Source organism: Streptomyces sp. NBC_00075, from assembly GCF_045041225.1.
GTDB lineage: Bacteria > Actinomycetota > Actinomycetes > Streptomycetales > Streptomycetaceae > Streptomyces > Streptomyces adonidis.
Genome location: NZ_CP108243.1, coordinates 1,498,708 through 1,515,339 on the forward strand (window position 1 = coordinate 1,498,708; position 16,632 = coordinate 1,515,339).

The window sequence follows — 16,632 nt, forward strand, 5'->3', positions numbered from 1 at the left end:
GGGTATGACAGGACGGCACTTCAAGCGACCGGAGGGGAACGATGGCACAGCTGCGACAAGAGGTCGATCCGAGCGAGGTCGGACTGGACGTGAAGGCGCTCGACCGCCTCGACCAGCACTTCGCCCACTATGTCGACGAAGGGCGGCTGCCCGGCTTCCTCGTGTCCGTGGCCCGCGCCGGTCGCGTCGCGCACCTCACCACGCACGGCCGGCGCGACATCGCGGCCGACCTGCCGGTCGAGGCCGACACGATGTGGCGGATCTACTCCATGAGCAAGCCGGTCACCTCGGTGGCCGCGCTGATCCTGGTGGAGGAGGGCCGGCTCGGGCTCACGGACCCCGTGTCCCGCTTCCTGCCGGAGTTCGCCGACCCGCAGGTGTACGCGGGGGGCTCCGGGGACGACCTCACGACCCGGCCCGCTGGCCCCCTCCTGATCCGCCACCTGTTGACCCACACGGCGGGCCTGACCTTCGCGTTCTACCACTCGCACCCCGTCGACGCCCTCTACCGCGGGGCCAACCTGGAGTCGTCGGTGGTGCCGGGCTCGACCCTGGCCGAGACCTGTTCGGTGTACGCGGGTCTGCCGCTGCAGTTCGAGCCGGGCACCCAGTGGAACTACTCGGTCGCCACGAACGTCCTCGGCCGGGTCATCGAGGTGGCGTCCGGGCAGCCGCTCGACGAGTTCGTCGCCGACCGGGTCTTCCGCCCGCTCGGGATGACGGACGCCGGTTTCTGTGTGACGGGCGAACAGACGGACCGGCTGGCCGAGTTGTACGGGGAGACCGAGGACGGCGGAATCGAGCCGACCCTCGGTCTGCCGCTGAAGGGCCGGCCCCGGTTCCTGTCCGGCAGCGGCGGCATGGTCGTCACCGCCCACGACTACCACCGGTTCATGGAGATGCTCCGCCGGGGCGGCGAACTCGACGGCGTCCGCCTCCTGTTGCCCGAGACGGTGGCCCTGATGACCTCCAACCACCTTCCGGGCGGCGCCGATCTGCGTACCTTCGGTGCCCGTCCGCACGACGAACCCGGCAACGCGGGCGTCGGTTTCGGCCTCGGGGTCTCGGTGGTGATCGACCCCGACCGCACCCTGGCCCCGAGCGGCCTCGGCACGTACGGCTGGAGCGGGGTGGCGACGACGACGTTCTGGGTCGACCCGAGCCGTGATCTGACCGTGCAGTTCATGACCCAGGTACGACACAGGACGAGCCAGTCGTACTGGCAGGATCTCCGACGGCTGGTGCACGAGGCCGTCGTCGCCGAGTAGGTGCCCCAGGAAGCAGACAACAGGCGGGGAGCGCGCCGCCGTCAGCCGACGGTGAGCCTGAACTCCAGTCCCTCCCCGCCGAGTTCGCTCAGCCATTCCTCCGAACGCCGTGCCGTCTCGGCGGCGCGGCTCAGGCCCGGCGGCAGCGAACCGTCGAGGATGTGCCGGACGCCCAGGGCAAGTGTGCGGGAGACACAGCGGGCCATCGCGCTCTCGGCCGCGTCACCCTCCAGGTCGAGGAGATAACGGCCGGACCACGTCCGCCGCCCCGAGCCGGTGTCACCGTCCGCGTCCACCTCAAGGGACACCGCGAGCACCACCCGGTCACGGTCGGCGTCGGTCGTCGGATAGCGGGCCGCCAACTCCCTTGCCAGGGCGCCGATCCGCTCGTCGTCGCCGCCCTTCAGCTCCTCGAAGACGGAGTCCCAGGCGCTCAGCCAGCCGTCCAGGCGCAGGGTGCCCCGCACGAAGGTCTCCGCCTTCCACGCCGTCGGCAGTTCGTACTGGCCGACGAAGGGCAGGCTGTCCCGGTTCGGGTACACCTCGAAGGTCTCCCCGTCGATCACATGCGGGCGCGTGACCTCCCAGGGCCGGTCGGCGACCGTCTCGGCGCCGTCCTCGATGTAACGGGCGGGCGAGCGAAGGGCGTTCAGGACTCCGGCGGGCGCCCAGCTGAACCGGTACCTGAAGTCGTTGGGCACCGCGGGGATGCCTCCGCAGTACGAGGTGAGGCGGTACGAGGCCGCTGTACCGGCACCGATCGCGTGCTCGGCGCGGGTGACCAGGCTGTGGGCGAAGAGGTGGTCGATGCCCGGGTCGAGCCCGCACTCGGTGAGGACGACCAGACCGGCCGCCTCGGCTGCGGGAACCTGATCGAGTACCGCCTCCGACACATAGCTTGAGCACGCGAAGTGCGCCCCGCCCTGCACGCAGGCCGCCAGCAGCGGGGCGTGTTCGGGTGCCGGGAGCATCGAGACGACCACGTCTCCGGGGGCGAGTTCGGCGGTGAGCGCGGGGAGGGTGTAGGCGCGGGGTTCGGCGCGGCCGGTGAGGCCCAGGTGGGCGAGGGCCTCGGCGGCGCGGTCCTCGGTGCGGTGCCACACACGTACCCGCTCGGCCGTCTCGCACAGCGCGGCCAGGCCGCCGCCCGTGGACAGGCCAGCGCCGATCCAGTGGACGGTGCCGCTCGCGGGAACCAGATCACTCATGGCCCAACTCCTCCTTGACGATGCCGAGTTCACGGCACACCTGATGGAACCGGTCCAGACAGCGCCCCCACGCCCCGCCCACCTCGAAGTCGAGGAGCTGGGGCACCAGGGCGGCCGAGAAGTCCGTGCTGGCCTCGCGGGGCAGCAGGGACGGCAGGTTGTCGATGGCGATCAGGTCGAGCGGGGGCTCGTCCCGGAGGAGGCGCACCGGGTCGTCCCAGGTGGTGGCGGTGTCGTAGACCGGGAGGAGGTTCATGGGTGAGCCGACGTCGACGGTGACGTCCGAGAGGGTGCGGAGGCGGCGGCCTGGGGTGTCGAGGTCCTCGTCCGTGAGGAAGGGCGGGACCGGGCTGGTGGTGAGGACGGTGTTGACCAGCAACTCGTGGGCCAGCAGGGCCGGTCGGTCCAGATTCCGGGTCTCGGCCAGGTCCCAGCAGGTGGGGTCGACGCCGGCCTCGTCGAGCGCGACGCGCGCGCCCCGGCCACTGCGGCCCAGGGCGCCGATCACCAGCGCGCTCATCCGGGTTCCGGGTGACCGGAGTTCGGCCTCCAGGGCCTCCTTGGTGGTGGGCAGCAAGGGAGTCGTCAGCTTCCCCCGGTGCTGGAGCACGGCGAGAGCGGCGCCGAGATATCCGGCCCAGTAGCCGAAGGCGGCCAGCCGCCGCCCCTGGTCGTCCGCCAGGTACTCCAGGTCCAGCAGGGCCCCGCCCCCGGCGACAAAGCGCTTCAGCAGCTCGGCCGCGCCCGGCTGGCCCTTGTAGGCGTGCCCGAAGAAGATGTGCCGGTGGCGCAACTCGCCCGGCTCGTCGGGGAGTTCCTTGAGGCCGACGATCACCGCGTCCGAGGGTGCGGAGACCCAGGACCCGGCGTCTGCGACACCGCAGCCGACCGCCTCGTACTCCTCGATCGGGAAGATCCGCTGCGGGGACTCTTCCACGGTCAGTCGCACTCCCTCCTCGACGAGTCGCTGGGCGTCGGACGGGACGACAGCGGTACGGCGTTCGGTCGTGCGGGTCTCGTGGCGCAGCCACAAGTGGAGCTGGGTCATACGGGGGTGACCTCCGGGCGCGGGGCATCGGCCGCGAGACGGCCAGCGTTCATGGGGCTTATGTCGACGAAGGGTACGCGGCCCAGGTAGAGGGGGCGCAGATCACCCCACCGCCCGCCGGTCGAGCGGGCCGGGCCCCTCGGTGGGCAAGCAGAGCCCCCTGCTGAAGTCGACCGCGTCCCCTACGCCCGGCCGAGGCGAGCCTGTAGGCGATGCCCGCCCCCATCACCCCACCACCGATCACGACGGCGCCCGCCCGCCGCAGGGCGCTCATCGCCCCGCTCCCCGCGCCGCGCGCACGACAGCCCAGGCCGCCGCCGCGTCCTGCACACCGAGCCCGACGCTGTTGTAGAAGACGATGTCGTCGGGGCTTGTGCGGGCGGTCCGGGCGCCGGTGAGGACGTCTCCGAGGCCGATCAGATGCTCGCGGGTCAGTAGGTGGTTCCGTAGGGCGTCGATCACCGGGCCTGCGTGCTCCGCCGCGGTCTCCGGGTCGTCGACGACCACGGCCGCCGACCTCCGTAGGACCTCGGCGTCGACCTCCTTGCGGGTCGGTTCGAACGAGCCCACGCTGACCACCGTGCAGCCGGGCGCGAGCCAGGCGCCGTGTACGACGGGGGTGGTGCTGAGCGTGCAGGTCGCGACCATGGAGGCCCCGGACACCGCCTCCTCCGGGGTGTCGGTCGCCTCGGCGGCGATACCGAGTTCGGCCGCGAGGTGGTCCGCCGCCCGCTCGCGGCGCTCCGGGGTCGGGCTCCACACCCGTACGGACTTCAGGTTCCGTACGCGGGCGACCGTCCGTGCGTGGGCGAGGGCCTGGGTGCCCGAGCCGATGAGGGCCAGTTCGGCGCTGTCGGCGGTGGCCAGCGCGTCGAAGGCCACCGCGCTGGCGGCGGCCGTACGCAGGGTCGTGACCGCCGTGCCGTCCATGACGGCGGCGAGTCGGCCCGTCACCGGGTCGAGGGCGGTGACGACGGCGTGAACGGTCGGCAGTCCGGCCGCCGCGTTGCCGGGGTTGACGCTGCCGAACTTCGCCACCGCGCCGGTGTCCTTGGACAGCCGGGAGACGTACGCGAAGACCACGCTGTCGTCGAAACGGCTGGGGTGCATGATCTTCCCGGGCAGATCGGGTGGATCAGGCAGGCCGGGTGCACCGGCACCACCCGCGCCCAGTGCCGCGAACGCCGCGCGCTGCGAGGCGATCGCCGTGTCGGGGTCGAGGAGGGCCGTCACCTGGTCCCGGGAGAGGAAGAGGACATCGTCGGTCATTCCCTCTTCCTTTCCGGAATCGGGGCTTCTGGCACCCCCCGCGCGCATCCGAATGACGCGCGCCCCCTGATCGGGACTCCCGGCCGGGTCTCCCGGTCAGGTGGTCAGGACCAGTGTGCCACCGCGTCCAGGTGCGGCAGGACGTGGTCGAGGCGCTCGCGCTTGGTCCGCAGGTAGGTGATGTTGTTCTCGCACGGCGGGATCAGCAGCGGCACATCTTCGGCGATCTTGATGCCGTGGCGGAGCAGCGCCTCGCGCTTGCGCGGGTTGTTGGACATCAGGCGGACCGAGCGGACGCCGAGGTCGTGGAGGATCTCCGCGGCGACGCCGTAGTCGCGGGAGTCGACCGGCAGGCCCTGCGCGAGGTTCGCCTCGACGGTGTCCAGGCCCTCCGACTGGAGCTGCATCGCGCGGAGCTTGGCGAGCAGGCCGATGCCCCGGCCCTCATGCCCTCTGAGGTAGACGAGAATGCCGCGTCCCTCGGCGACTATCGCGCGCAGCGCGGAGTCGAGCTGGTCGCCGCATTCGCAGTGCTGGGAGCCGAACGCGTCGCCGGTCAGGCACTCGGAATGCAGCCGGGTGAGTACGTCGTCCTCGGTGATCTCGCCGTAGACCAGCGCCACTTGCTCGTCACCGCGATCGTGGTCCATGTAACCGACCGCCTGGAAATCGCCGTACACGGTGGGCAACGGCGCATTAACGACGCGTTCGACTCCCGACGGCTGGGAGGCTTTGCCGAGTACGCCAATTTTTTCTGTCATGATCTGGTTCCTAAGCAGAGACGAAAGGCCGTGAGAACATGGATGATTCGGGAATACGGTTGCCGGTGGACACTACGGAAGACGTACGGACGCGAGCCGCCGGCGTCTCAACACAGGTCGCCGTTCTTCCGGTCGGGAGCTTCGAACAGCACGGTCCCTTCCTTCCGTTGACGACGGACACCCTGGTCGCGTGTGCCATAGCCCGGGAGATCGCAGCCGCATACCCGGTGCACCTCCTTCCGCCGGTGACGATCGCCTGCTCGCACGAGCACGCTGCCTGGCCGGGAACCGTCAGCATCTCCTCCGTGACCCTTCACGCGGTAGTACGGGACATCGCCGATTCGCTGCGCCGCTCGGGCGTGGACGCCCTGGTGGTCGTCAACGGACACGGCGGAAACTACGTACTGGGCAACGTCGTTCAGGAATCCTCCGCGCGCGGTGAGCGGATGGCGCTGTTCCCGGCCGCGGAGGACTGGGAGACGGCGCGCGAGCGGGCCGGAGTCGTGACCTCGCTGCTCACCGACATGCACGCGGGGGAAATCGAGACCTCCATCCTTCTGCACGCTCATCCCGAATTGCTCCGTCCCGGTTATGAGACCTCTGATTTCGTCGCCGACGACCGCCGGCATCTCCTCACCCTCGGCATGGCCGGTTACACCGATTCCGGTGTCATCGGCCGTCCTTCACTCGGTTCCGCCGAAAAGGGGAAGGCGTTGCTGGCGAGCTTCGCCGACTCCTTCGGGGCGTATTTCTCGATGCTCACCGAGTCCGGGGACGACGATTCGGTGAGCACCGAGGGCTCCGTGGGCGACCAGAAGTAGCGGACGACCAGGACGACCGCGCCGGGCAGGGCGGCCACGAAGCTCAGTACGCCGTACACGACGGCGACGCTCAGCCCCATGCTCGCGCCCAGCCCCGCCGCGCCGAACGCCCAGGCGGTGACGCCCTCGCGGGGGCCCCAGCCGCCGACGTTCAGCGGCAGGCCCATCGCCAGCAGCGCGAGTACGGCCAGCGGCAGCAGCTCGGCGGCCGTGGCCGAGGATCCGGCGACCCGGGCGGCGACCACGAACATGCCGAGGTGGCCGGAGAGGACGATCACCGAGGAGAGGGCCACGCCCGGCGCGTTCTCGCGGGAGAGCAGGGCTCCACGGGCCTCGGCGAGCACTGCCCGCACGGCCCGGGCCTTGCGGGCCGCGACGCTCGGGGCCCGGTTCATCCGGATCGCGACGACGACCGCGAGGGCGCCCACTGCGGCGAAGGCGGCCATCAGGGCGACCCGGCGGGCCTCGGCCATCACAGGTGACGGCTGGGTCAGCAGCACGGCCGCGCCGACGGCGAGCAGCGCGATCTGTCCTGCGGCGCGTTCGAGGACGACGGCGCGGACTCCGCGTCCGACGTCACCGGCGCTCTGTCCGTGCCGTACCGCGCGGTGGACGTCGCCGAGGACGCCGCCGGGGAGGGCCGCGTTCAGGAACAGCGAGCGGTAGTAGTCGGCGGTGGCGGTGCCGAGGGGCAGCTTGATCCGCAGGCTGCGGGCGACCAGGGCCCAGCGCCAGGCGCTGAACACGGTGGTCAGCAGGCCGATGCCGAGGGCGATGAACAGGGTCGGTACGTCGATGCGGCGCAGGCCGTCGAGGAAGACGCCGGTGCCGAGGCGCCAGAGGAGTACGCCGAGGATCGTTGCTCCGGCGAGGGTTCCCAGGTGGGGCCTCAGGGCTCGGGCGGCTCGGCGGAGTCGGCTCGGGGGTGTTGCCTGGGGGGTGACCCTGTCCCCGACGAAGCCGATGACTCCGGCGCGGCCGGAGGACGAACGTACCGCCGGATTGGTAGTTCGTCGGGTGCGGGCCGGTGGGGGCTGGTCGCGCAGTTCCCCGCGCCCCTGGCGGGGCGCTGGCGCGCGCCCGCCGATGACAACCTCGGGCGCGTCGACCGTCTGAACGCTCATGACGTCGTCCCGCCCTTCGGCCTCGCCAGTGCCAAGAGGTCGCTGTGGTGGACCTCGACCCGCAGCTCACCCGCCGCGCATGCCTCCAGGCGGGCGGCGAGGTATTTGTCGGCCTTCGGCTTCAGGGACGGGCGTTCCTCCACCGCTGCCGCCACCCAGCCGCGCAGCCACTCCGCGGTGAGCGGGGCCTCGACGGGGCCGAGGCGCCAGGCGCTCGGGTGGACGTGGACGGTGGCGCCGCGCTGGTCGAAGGCCTCGCAGGCCGCCGTGACCGCGTCGGGGCCGAGCAGTCCCGCCCGTCGCTGGTGGGCGTTGAACGCGTCGGCGAGATCCCCGTCGAGCGGGTCGGGGGCGGCGAAGTCGACGCGGCCGGCCACGGACAGGGTCAGCAGGGCCGGGCAGCCGACGCCCGCACAGGCCGTGGCGAGGGCGTCGACCTCCTCGCGGGTGAGGACGTCAAGGAGGGCGGACGCGGTGACCAGTGAGGCGCCGACCAGGGCGTCGGAGGTCAGCCGGGCGACATCGCCGCGCCGGGTCTCGACCGTCACGCGGCTGCCGTCGGCGGCGGCGCGCGGCGAGGCCACGGCGGCGAAGTGCAGGAGGTAGGGGTCACGGTCGTGCAGGACCCAGTGCTGGGCGCCGTCGAGCCGGGGTGCGAGCCAGCGGCCCATGGAGCCGGTGCCGCAGCCCAGGTCGTGGACGACGAGGCCGCCCGCCTTGCCGGGCAGGTTGGCCAGCCGGATCCGGAGCGGGTCGAGCAGTTCGGCGGCGCGCGCGGCGGCATCGGCGCCCTCGCGCAGCTCCAGCCAGTCGGGCGCGTACCGGGGCGGGTCGTCGGGCCCGGCCTCGCGCAGCCGGATCGTGCCCCGCTCCCCCGGGCCGACCGGCCCGGCGCCGGCCTTGACGTCCCGGTGCGTGGGCTGGGCCGGAATCCCGGCGGCGGGCTTGGAGTTCGTGTCCACCGGAGTCACCGGTCCCCGTCGCTGGATCTCGGACGCCGCCGAAGTCGTGATCGTCGTCGCCTTCTTCATGCCGCGCTCCTTGCTTCTGGGGGAGTCCGCTCCGGCGTCCTCATGAGACTCCGCAGCGCGGCCACCCGGCGTCCCCGAGCGGCGACCAGCTCCACGTCGGCGTCCACGGGCGTCGTAGAACCCCGCGGCGCCGCCTCCGACCCGGCGGAAAACGCCGTCGTCATCGCCTTCTTCATGCCGCGCTCCTCGCTCGCCCGGGAGCCCGCTCCGACATCCCGACCAGGCTCCGCAGCGCGGCGACCCGGCGTCCCCGAGCAGCGGACAGCTCGGTGTCGGCATCCACGGAGGCCACCGAACCCGGCGAGGTTCCCGAGGGAATCCGCCCCCGCACCCCGACGGCACTGCGCAGGGCAGCGACCCGGTGTGCCCGGGCGACGGCCGACTCGACGTCGTCGTCCCTGAGCACCTTCGAGCAGGTCGAGGGCGTCGTCGTCGCGTTACTCACGTCCGCCTCCTCAACTCCCGGGAGAAGCGCCCGTCGTAGCAGTGCCACTTCCCGGCGTGCCTGGACGGCCGCCGCTTCGGCGTCGGTGGCCACGAGGAGCACCACCAGCCCCGGCTGCCCGGCCGTCGGCATGGTCATCGCCCTCTTCATGCCGCCCTCCGAGGTTCCCAGGGGATCCGGCCCAGTACTCCGGCCAGGCTTCGTGCCGTGGCCGCCCAGCCGTCGAGGGCTGCTCGGCGGCCTCGTGCCGCTGCCTTCAGGCGGCGGCGGACGTCCGCCTCGCCGAACCAGCCGCGCAGTTCCGCCGCGAGGGCCGCCGGGTTCTCCGGGGGTACGAGGATGCCGGGGACGCCTCCGTCGGGGGCGCGGCCGACCGCCTCGGGGAGGCCACCGACGTCCGTGGCGAGGACCGGGATGCCGCGGGCCAGGGCTTCCGTGACCGCCATGCCGTAGGTCTCCGCGTAGGAGGTGAGGACCATGAGGTCGGCTGCCGCGTAGGAGGCGTCGAGCTGGGCGCCCGCCTGGGGGCCGGCCAGGTGCAGGCGGTCCTCCAGGCCGTGCTTGGCGATCAGGGCGCGCAGGTCGGAGACGTACTCGGGGTCCTGTTCGAGGCCGCCTACGCAGACGCAGCTCCACGGCAGGTCGGTCACCGCGGCCAGTGCCTCCACCAGGCGGTGCTGGCCCTTGCGCGGGGTCACCGCAGCCACGCAGAGGAGGCGGGAGACGCCGTCCGTGCCGGAGGCGAGGGGGGCGATGTCCGCGCCGGGGGCCGCCATGTGCACACGGTCCGGGGCGAGTCCGTGGTGGGAGACGAGGCGTCGGACCGCCCAGTCGCTGGTCGCGATCACCGAGGGCACCGCCCGCAGGACGGTCCGCTCCAGGGCGTCCAGCTCGGCCGCGACCGCCGGGTCGAGACCCGTCTCGTCGCCCAGCGGAAGGTGTACCAGCACGGCGAGGCGCAGCCGTTCGGCCTCCGGGACGATGATCTCGGGGACCCCGCAGGCCACCAGACCGTCGAGCAGGACGACCGTGCCGTCCGGCAGCTCGCGCAGCGTCCGCGCCAGTTCCGCGCGGGCGTCGGCGCCGGGCCGGGGCCAGTCACCGGCGACGGCGTGCTTGTGCACCTGCCAGCCGAAGCCGGGCAGATCGAGGCTGATCCGCCGGTCGTAGGCGTTGCCCCCGCTCGGCGTGGCCGGGTCGTCGACCCCGCCCGGCATCACGAAGTGCACGGAGCGCAGGGACATGGGGATGATCGCCGCGTTCTTGAGGGCCGCGTTCTGCACCGGCACGTAGTTGAGCGTCTTCTGCACGTGAGCCTGTACCTGTACCTGAGCCGGGGCGACCGAGGAGGCCGCCGGGGAAAGGGGAACCGCGCGGTCGAGGGTCGTGTCGGTCACAGGGCACGCTCGTAGCTCGCCCAGGCGACGTGGGATTCGTGCAGGGTGACGGTCAGGCCTGCCAGGCCCCGGGCGCCCTCGCCCAGCGCACCCTTCTCGATACGGGCGGCGAGCCGGTCGGCGATGACCTTGGCCAGGAACTCCGTGGAGGTGTTGACACCGGCGAAGTCGGGCTCGTTGTCCAGATTGCGGTAGTTCAACTCACTCACCACGGCACCCAGTTCCTGGGTGGCCAGGCCGATGTCGACGACGATGTTGTCCTCGTCCAGCTGTTCGCGGCGGAACGTGGCGTCGACGAGGAACGTCGCTCCGTGCAGGCGCTGCGCGGGCCCGAAGACCTCTCCGCTGAAGCTGTGGGCGATCATGATGTGATCGCGGACGGTGATGCTGAACAACGGACGACCCTCCAGGTGCGGCGCGTCTTGCCCCGTGCTGATCGCTGCCGGGGCATGCCGAGTAGTACGGCTGCTCAGGGCAGCTTGTTCAACGGCTTGTTCAAATGGAATAGCGGACGCGGTGGCAGAGGGCCGGGATCTCTCCGGAGGCCAGCTTCGGCAGCACGTCAGGGAGTTCCTCGAAGTCGCTCTCCCCGGTGATGAGGGCGTCGAGCGCCGGGTCGGCGAGCAGGTCGAGGGCGAGGGCGAGTCGGTCGGCGTACGTACGGCCGGGGCGCGCGGACGGGGACACCGTCCCCACCTGGCTGCTGCGGACGGTGAGCCGCCGGGAGTGGAACGCCTCGCCCAGCGGCAGGCTGACGCGCCGGTCGCCGTACCAGCTCAGCTCGACCACCGTGCCCTCGGCGCCGAGGAGTTCGAGCGAGCGCGCGAGCCCCGCCTCGGTGGCACTCGCGTGGACGACCAGGTCGCACTCCCCCGACGCGTCCTGCGGCAGCGCGAAGTCGACGCCGAGCGCCTCGGCGGTCTTCGCCCGCCCGGGATCGGCGTCCACCAACTGCACACGCACGCCCGGGAAGCGGGCGATCAGGGCGGCCACGGAGCAGCCGATCATCCCGCCGCCGACGACCGCGATCCGGTCCCCGGCCAGCGGCGCCGCGTCCCAGAGGGCGTTCACGGCGGTCTCGACGGTCCCGGCGAGCACCGCCCGCTCGGCGGGCACCGAGTCCGGCACCACTGTCACCGCGCCCACCGGGACGACGTACCGCGTCTGATGCGGATAGAGACAGAAGACGGTACGGCCGACGAGCGCGTCCGGCCCCTCCTCCACCACACCGACGTTGAGGTAGCCGTACTTCACCGGCCCGGGGAAGTCGCCCTCCTGGAACGGCGCCCGCATGGCCGCGTACTGGCTGACCGGGACCCCGCCCCGGAAGACGAGTGTCTCCGTGCCGCGGCTCACGCCCGACCACAGGGTGCGGACGAGCACCTCGCCCTCGCCGGGCGCCGGCAGCTCGACGTCACGGATCTCTCCGCGGTCCGGCGAACCGATCCAGAACGCACGTGCGGCGCGCTTCATCGGAGTCCTCCTGAACGCTTGGGAAGTTGTTCACGTACCGAGATGTGCACAGTCCGCGCACAGTACGCGGCATGATCCACTCTGTACATACGGCGGAGGACGAGCGGTGGCCCTGAACTACACGTACGACGTAAGGCCGGCACAGCAGGAGACCGCTCTGGGAGCGGGCATTCAGATCCTGTTGCTGGCCCTGCTGGGCTCCGCGATCGGTCTGGGCCCGGCGGGCTGGCTGACCGGGCTGACGTTCGCGTTCGCCACCTGGGCCGTTCTGTCCCGCGCGCTGCACCGGTCCGGGTCGAAGTCCTTCGGCCCTGCCAACCGTGTGACCCTCGGCCGGGCGACCCTGGTCGGCGGGGTGACGGCGCTGGTCGCGGACTCCTTCGAGAGCTCGCCGCCGGTCACGCTGTTCGTCGGTCTGACGGCCGTGGCCCTGATCCTCGACGGCGTGGACGGCAAGGTCGCCCGCCGCACCGGCACCTGCTCGACACTGGGCGCGCGCTTCGACATGGAGGTCGACGCGTTCCTGATCCTCGTGCTCAGCGTGTACGTGTCCATGTCGCTGGGCCCGTGGGTCCTGCTGATCGGCGGTATGCGCTACGCCTTCGTGGCCGCCGCCCGCGTCCTGCCCTGGCTGAACGCCCCGCTCCCCCCGAGCACCGCCCGCAAGACCGTGGCCGCCCTCCAGGGCATCCTGCTCCTGGTCGGCGCCTCCGGCTACCTGCCCCTCGCGGCGACGCAGGCGGTCGTCGCGCTGGCCCTGGGCACCCTGGTCTGGTCGTTCGGCCGGGACATCCTGTGGCTGTACCGGACGTCCCACCCGCGTACGACGCCGGTCGCGTCGTACGCGGACGTGGAACAGCAACTGCGCGCACTGGTACCGGCCGAGTCCGTGTCCCGGTGAGGTACGGGCCTGGTGAAGGAGGGTGCGCGCAGCGCCCCGACAGGGGCGCGGGGAACTGCGCGACCAGCCCCCACCGCCCCGCGGCCGAGGAACCGCCCAGTCCTTAACTCGACGAACGTGAACCCCGGCTCCTGATCAACGCGAACGCCGCCGCACCAAGCCCCAACACCCCCACAACCAACCCGGCGATCCCCAACCCACGAGCGGTCGAGTCACTGGCCGAGGCCTGACCGGCCTCGCTCTTGACGGAAGCCACCGCCGGTGAAGTCGCAACCGTCAGTTTCAGCGTGGGCGCCGGATTCTCCGGCTCCTCCTGCCCCGCCTCGGGCGTCTCGATCCACCGGACGACCTTGCCGTCGGAGTACGTCTGGAGAGTCTTGAAGGCCAGCTGCCCCGTGTCGTCGGGGAGTTGACCGAACGCGACGTCGAAGTCCTCGTACTCCCCCTTCCCGATCCTCCCGCCGGACCAGGTGATCTCGGAGACGGCGTCGGTGATCGTCCCGTCGTCCGTCTTGATCGGCGTCTTGAGCTTGGTGGTCGTCACCTTCGCGGTCCAGCCCTCCTCCGGGGTGACCAGCACGCCGAGGACGGGATGGTCGGTGGGCAGGAAGACCTGGACCTTCGTGGTGCTCGCGGTGTCCTCCTCGTTGGGGACCCGGAAGGTCAGGACGCCGTCCGTGGCGCCCTTGGCGTAGCTCTCGGGGTGCACGGCGACGTGCGCGAAGGCGGAACCGGCCGCCGCGAGGACACCGGCGGCGGTGAGTCCGGTGACGACGCCGGCGCGGCGCAGGGTGAAGCGTGTGGGGAACATGGGCGGAACTCCGTATTTCCGTACTGGTGACTACTGTCGAGGACCTTCAGGGCGTGTACGGAATCCCTGTCGGCGGTCCTCGACCGCTCACCGCGTATCGGAGGAGCAGCCGGCGCGGCCGGACGACCGACGACGACATGCGCCCCGGGGCCGGGCGGGGCGGCACGGCGGGCGCGTCCCGCCACCAGGCGGCGAGGCCCGGCACGAAGGCGACGGCCCAGCGCAGCAGCGACCACAGCGCGGCCTCGCCCCGTCGCAGGCACCAGGAGGCGGCCAGGGCGGCGAGGACGTGCGCGCTCATGACGTGGGAGTGCGCGTGGGCCATCGACATCCCGGGGTGGTGCATGGGCGCCATGGTCCGGCCGCGCACCGCCCCGAACGCGAGGTGCAGCCCCGCCTGGGTGGCCAGCGTCAGACCGCCGATCCCCGGCAGCGACCGTTCCCGTCCGCCGAGCAGCCACCCGGCGGCGAACACGCCCACGAACCCGGCGCCGTCGGCGGCCAGGGCCGGTGACCGGCCGGTCGCGAGGCCGTGCGCGGCGGCGGCCAGCAGCACGCACACCGCGGCGAACACCACGGCGCGCAGACTCCGTACGGCCGGGGAAGCGTCGCTCATCGTGCCGGGATCCTCCCACAGGCGATCCCGGCACCCTCCAGCCCGTCCGGCGTTTGAGGACGAGCGCGTTCAGCGCGATACGGGGGTCTGGGGGCGGAGCCCCCAGGACGAGACCGGGGAGTCACTCGCCTCCTGCGGTCTCCTCGTCCTCCAGTTCCTTCGCGAGGCGGCGCAGATGCGGGCCGTACTCCGGGTCGTTGAGCGCTGCCGCGAACTGGGCGGTCAGGTAGGCGAGGGGGTTGCCGGTGTCGTACCAGCGGCCGTGGATCACCTGGCCGTAGACGGCGCGGCTGGCGGCGTAGGCGTTGATGGCGTCGGTGAGGTAGACCTCGCCGGTGCGATGGTCGTACCAGCGCTTGGTCTGTTCGCGCAGTTCGTCGATGATGCCGGGCGTGATGACGTACCCGCCGATGGCCGCGTACGACGACGGCGCGTCCTGCGGGCGGGGCTTCTCGACCAGGCCGGTGATACGCAGCAGACCGTCGTCGAGGTCCTCCTTGACGACGGGGACGCCGTAGCGCTGCGAGTCGCCCGGGTCCATCGGCATCAGCGCGAGGACCGGGGAGTTGGTGGCCTCGTACGCCTTGATCAGCTGCTGGGCGCGCGGGACCTCGGCGACGAACACGTCGTCGGGCCACAGCACCAGCAGCGGCTCGTCGCCGATGTTGCGCGAGGCGTTGAGGACGGGGGTGCCGTTGCCGTAGGGGCCCTGCTGGTAGAGGTAGGTGATGTGGCCGAGCCGGGACAGCTCGCCGACCTCCTCCACGGCGTCCGCGTACGCCGACTTGCCGTCGGCGCGCAACTGGTCGACGAGGCCGGGGTTGGGCCGGAAGTGGTCCTGGATCAGCCCCTTGTCGCCGGACACGACGATGGTGATGTCGGTGATGCCGGAGGCCACGAGCTCCCGGACGGTGTGCTCGATGACGGGCTTGTCACCGACGGGCAGCATCTCCTTCGGTGTCGCCTTGGTGAGCGGCAGCAGCCGGGACCCCAGTCCGGCTGCGGGAATGACTGCCCTGCGAATCGTGGCCATGGGCCCCCCTGTACGAAAACGCGTACGTTTCATCGGTCGGTGGTACTTGTGGTGCGTGGTCCTGCTCGGCGGTGCTCCGCACCGCTCACCCGCGCGTGTCGGCGCGGGTGGAGTGACGCTACCAATCGGCATGCCCCACCGCCGCACCCCCCAGACCCCGCAGGTGCTCCCCCGGCCACCGGTTCAGGCCCGTCGCGGCAGTACGGCGATGGCCGCGAGTGGTACGGCGGCCAGCACCAGCCAAGGGACGGCGGCGGGCAGTCCGGTGTCGAGGAGGGTGCCGGTCAGCGCGCTGCCGACCAGCACGACCAGGCCGGAAACCGACGACAGGGCGCCGGTGTAGAGCCCGAGCCGGCCCTCTTCGGCGAGGTCGGGGACCCAGGCGCGGGCGACCGGCGCGACCAGCATCTGGCCGAGGGTGAGCAGGACGACGAACCCGGCGGCGGGCAGCAGCCCGACGGTTCCGGTCCAGGCCGCGGGCCTGGCCAGGGCCACTACGGCGAATCCGGCGGAGATCAGGAGCATGCCGACGACCATCGAGCGGCGCAGGTCGAGACGGTCGCCGACCCAGCGGGTGACCGGCAGTTGGGCGGTCACGACGAGCAGCGAGGAGAGGGCGAACAGCCAGGCCAGGGCGGTCTGCGAGCCGGTCGCACGCTCGACCTCGTCGGGGAGTGCGAGGTACAGCTGGTTGTACGCGAGGAGATAGGCGCCGTACGCGGAGCAGAGTGCGAGAAACCGACGGTTGCGCAGCAGTGTGTGCACGCCCCCTTTCGCGCGTATGCGCTCCCTGCCGGGTATGTGCTGCGGGAGCAGCCAGGCGTGCCCGGCGAGGACGAGGACGAGGATTCCGGCGCCCGCGAGACAGACGACCCGGAAGTCGACGGACAGCAGCAGTCCGCCGAGCAGCGGTCCGACGAAGGCGCCCGCCTGTCCGGCGACGGTGAACAGGGCGAGGACGCGGGTGCGTGAGCCGCCGCCCTGCTCCTCCCGGACCACGGCCTGCCGGGCGACCTCGGACTCGACGGCGGGCGAGAAGAGCGCGGCGGCGAAGCCGATGAGGAGGACGGCGCCGATGACGGTCCCGGTCGAGTCTGCGTAGCCGAGCCAGGCGAAACCGGCGATGCGCAGGGCGCACCCCGCGAGCACCACGGGCCGGATGCCGTACCGGTCGGCGAGCGCGCCGCCGACCACGAACAGCCCCTGCTGACTGAAGGTACGCAGCCCGAGCACGAACCCGACGAGCCAGCCGGCCATGCCGATCGCCTGCCCGAGATGCTCGGAGAGAAAGGGCAGAACGGCGAAGAACCCGACGTTGAAGGCGAGTTGGGTGAGGATGAGCAGCCGCAGAAGCGGCGACAGCCGCGCCCGGGCGGGCGTCCCGCCCTGAAGACCGGCGGTTGCGGGGGTGGTCACTGGAGAGCCA

The 16,632-nt window shown here is 71.9% G+C and carries 16 protein-coding genes and 1 pseudogene; 3 read left to right on the forward strand and 14 right to left on the reverse strand.

Annotated features, from left to right (window positions below; all coding sequences use genetic code 11):
- The first annotated feature begins 41 nt into the window (after positions 1-41).
- Positions 42-1,268: a serine hydrolase domain-containing protein gene (locus tag OG787_RS06560; protein WP_369031761.1), complete on the forward strand. Its 1,227-nt coding sequence runs from the start codon at positions 42-44 to the stop codon at positions 1,266-1,268.
- A 41-nt stretch (positions 1,269-1,309) separates the two neighbouring features.
- Here the strand turns inward: OG787_RS06560 and OG787_RS06565 are convergent, their stop codons facing one another.
- The 4 genes from OG787_RS06565 to ribA form a co-directional block, all read right to left on the reverse strand.
- On the reverse strand, positions 1,310-2,476 hold the full coding sequence (locus OG787_RS06565) for a saccharopine dehydrogenase family protein (RefSeq protein WP_405534544.1): 1,167 nt from the start codon (positions 2,474-2,476) through the stop codon (positions 1,310-1,312).
- On the reverse strand, positions 2,469-3,524 hold the full coding sequence (locus OG787_RS06570) for a saccharopine dehydrogenase (protein WP_405534545.1): 1,056 nt from the start codon (positions 3,522-3,524) through the stop codon (positions 2,469-2,471). The genes OG787_RS06565 and OG787_RS06570 overlap by 8 nt, the downstream gene beginning before the upstream one ends.
- Positions 3,525-3,794: 270 nt before the next feature.
- The gene (locus OG787_RS06575) at positions 3,795-4,793 is read right to left on the reverse strand and encodes an ornithine cyclodeaminase family protein (RefSeq protein WP_405534546.1); all 999 of its coding nucleotides are present in this window, start codon (positions 4,791-4,793) and stop codon (positions 3,795-3,797) included.
- Positions 4,794-4,897: 104 nt separating this feature from the next.
- Complete coding sequence (gene ribA, locus OG787_RS06580; RefSeq protein WP_235473729.1) at positions 4,898-5,554, reverse strand: GTP cyclohydrolase II; 657 nt, start codon at positions 5,552-5,554, stop codon at positions 4,898-4,900.
- A 38-nt stretch (positions 5,555-5,592) separates the two neighbouring features.
- Here ribA and OG787_RS06585 point away from each other — a divergent pair.
- Positions 5,593-6,324, forward strand: a pseudogene (locus OG787_RS06585) (creatininase family protein); the annotation flags it as partial.
- Here OG787_RS06585 and OG787_RS06590 read toward each other — a convergent pair.
- The 6 genes from OG787_RS06590 to OG787_RS06615 form a co-directional block, all read right to left on the reverse strand.
- Positions 6,207-7,499, reverse strand: a complete 1,293-nt coding sequence (locus tag OG787_RS06590; protein ID WP_405534547.1) for a lysylphosphatidylglycerol synthase transmembrane domain-containing protein — start codon at positions 7,497-7,499, stop codon at positions 6,207-6,209. The pseudogene OG787_RS06585 and the gene OG787_RS06590 overlap by 118 nt on opposite strands.
- A complete protein-coding gene (locus OG787_RS06595; RefSeq protein ID WP_369031756.1) occupies positions 7,496-8,530 on the reverse strand; it encodes a trans-aconitate methyltransferase in 1,035 nt (344 codons plus the stop codon). Before OG787_RS06595 ends, OG787_RS06590 begins: the two co-directional genes overlap by 4 nt.
- Before the next feature lie 172 nt (positions 8,531-8,702).
- Positions 8,703-9,113, reverse strand: coding sequence for a hypothetical protein (locus OG787_RS06600; protein ID WP_369031755.1), 411 nt, complete (start codon positions 9,111-9,113; stop codon positions 8,703-8,705).
- Positions 9,114-9,121: 8 nt separating this feature from the next.
- Positions 9,122-10,372 (reverse strand): glycosyltransferase family 4 protein, encoded by a 1,251-nt coding sequence (locus OG787_RS06605; RefSeq protein ID WP_405534548.1) that lies wholly within the window; start codon positions 10,370-10,372, stop codon positions 9,122-9,124.
- The gene (locus OG787_RS06610; protein WP_369031754.1) at positions 10,369-10,767 is read right to left on the reverse strand and encodes a 6-pyruvoyl tetrahydropterin synthase family protein; all 399 of its coding nucleotides are present in this window, start codon (positions 10,765-10,767) and stop codon (positions 10,369-10,371) included. The genes OG787_RS06605 and OG787_RS06610 overlap by 4 nt, the downstream gene beginning before the upstream one ends.
- Before the next feature lie 100 nt (positions 10,768-10,867).
- The gene (locus OG787_RS06615) at positions 10,868-11,845 is read right to left on the reverse strand and encodes a dehydrogenase (RefSeq protein WP_369031753.1); all 978 of its coding nucleotides are present in this window, start codon (positions 11,843-11,845) and stop codon (positions 10,868-10,870) included.
- Between the two features lie 106 nt (positions 11,846-11,951).
- On the opposite strand from OG787_RS06615, the gene OG787_RS06620 reads away from it, so the two are divergent.
- Positions 11,952-12,746 (forward strand): CDP-alcohol phosphatidyltransferase family protein, encoded by a 795-nt coding sequence (locus tag OG787_RS06620; protein WP_369031752.1) that lies wholly within the window; start codon positions 11,952-11,954, stop codon positions 12,744-12,746.
- A 103-nt stretch (positions 12,747-12,849) separates the two neighbouring features.
- On the opposite strand, the gene OG787_RS06625 is transcribed toward OG787_RS06620, so the two are convergent.
- From OG787_RS06625 to OG787_RS06640, 4 genes are all read right to left on the reverse strand, one after another.
- Positions 12,850-13,557, reverse strand: a complete 708-nt coding sequence (locus OG787_RS06625; protein WP_405534549.1) for a YcnI family protein — start codon at positions 13,555-13,557, stop codon at positions 12,850-12,852.
- 46 nt (positions 13,558-13,603) lie between these two features.
- Entirely contained in the window at positions 13,604-14,173 is a 570-nt protein-coding gene (locus OG787_RS06630) for a hypothetical protein (protein WP_405534550.1), read from the reverse strand.
- Positions 14,174-14,294: 121 nt separating this feature from the next.
- A complete protein-coding gene (locus OG787_RS06635; RefSeq protein ID WP_369031749.1) occupies positions 14,295-15,206 on the reverse strand; it encodes a UTP--glucose-1-phosphate uridylyltransferase in 912 nt (303 codons plus the stop codon).
- A 183-nt stretch (positions 15,207-15,389) separates the two neighbouring features.
- A complete protein-coding gene (locus OG787_RS06640; RefSeq protein WP_405534551.1) occupies positions 15,390-16,622 on the reverse strand; it encodes an MDR family MFS transporter in 1,233 nt (410 codons plus the stop codon).
- Positions 16,623-16,632: the final 10 nt, after the last annotated feature.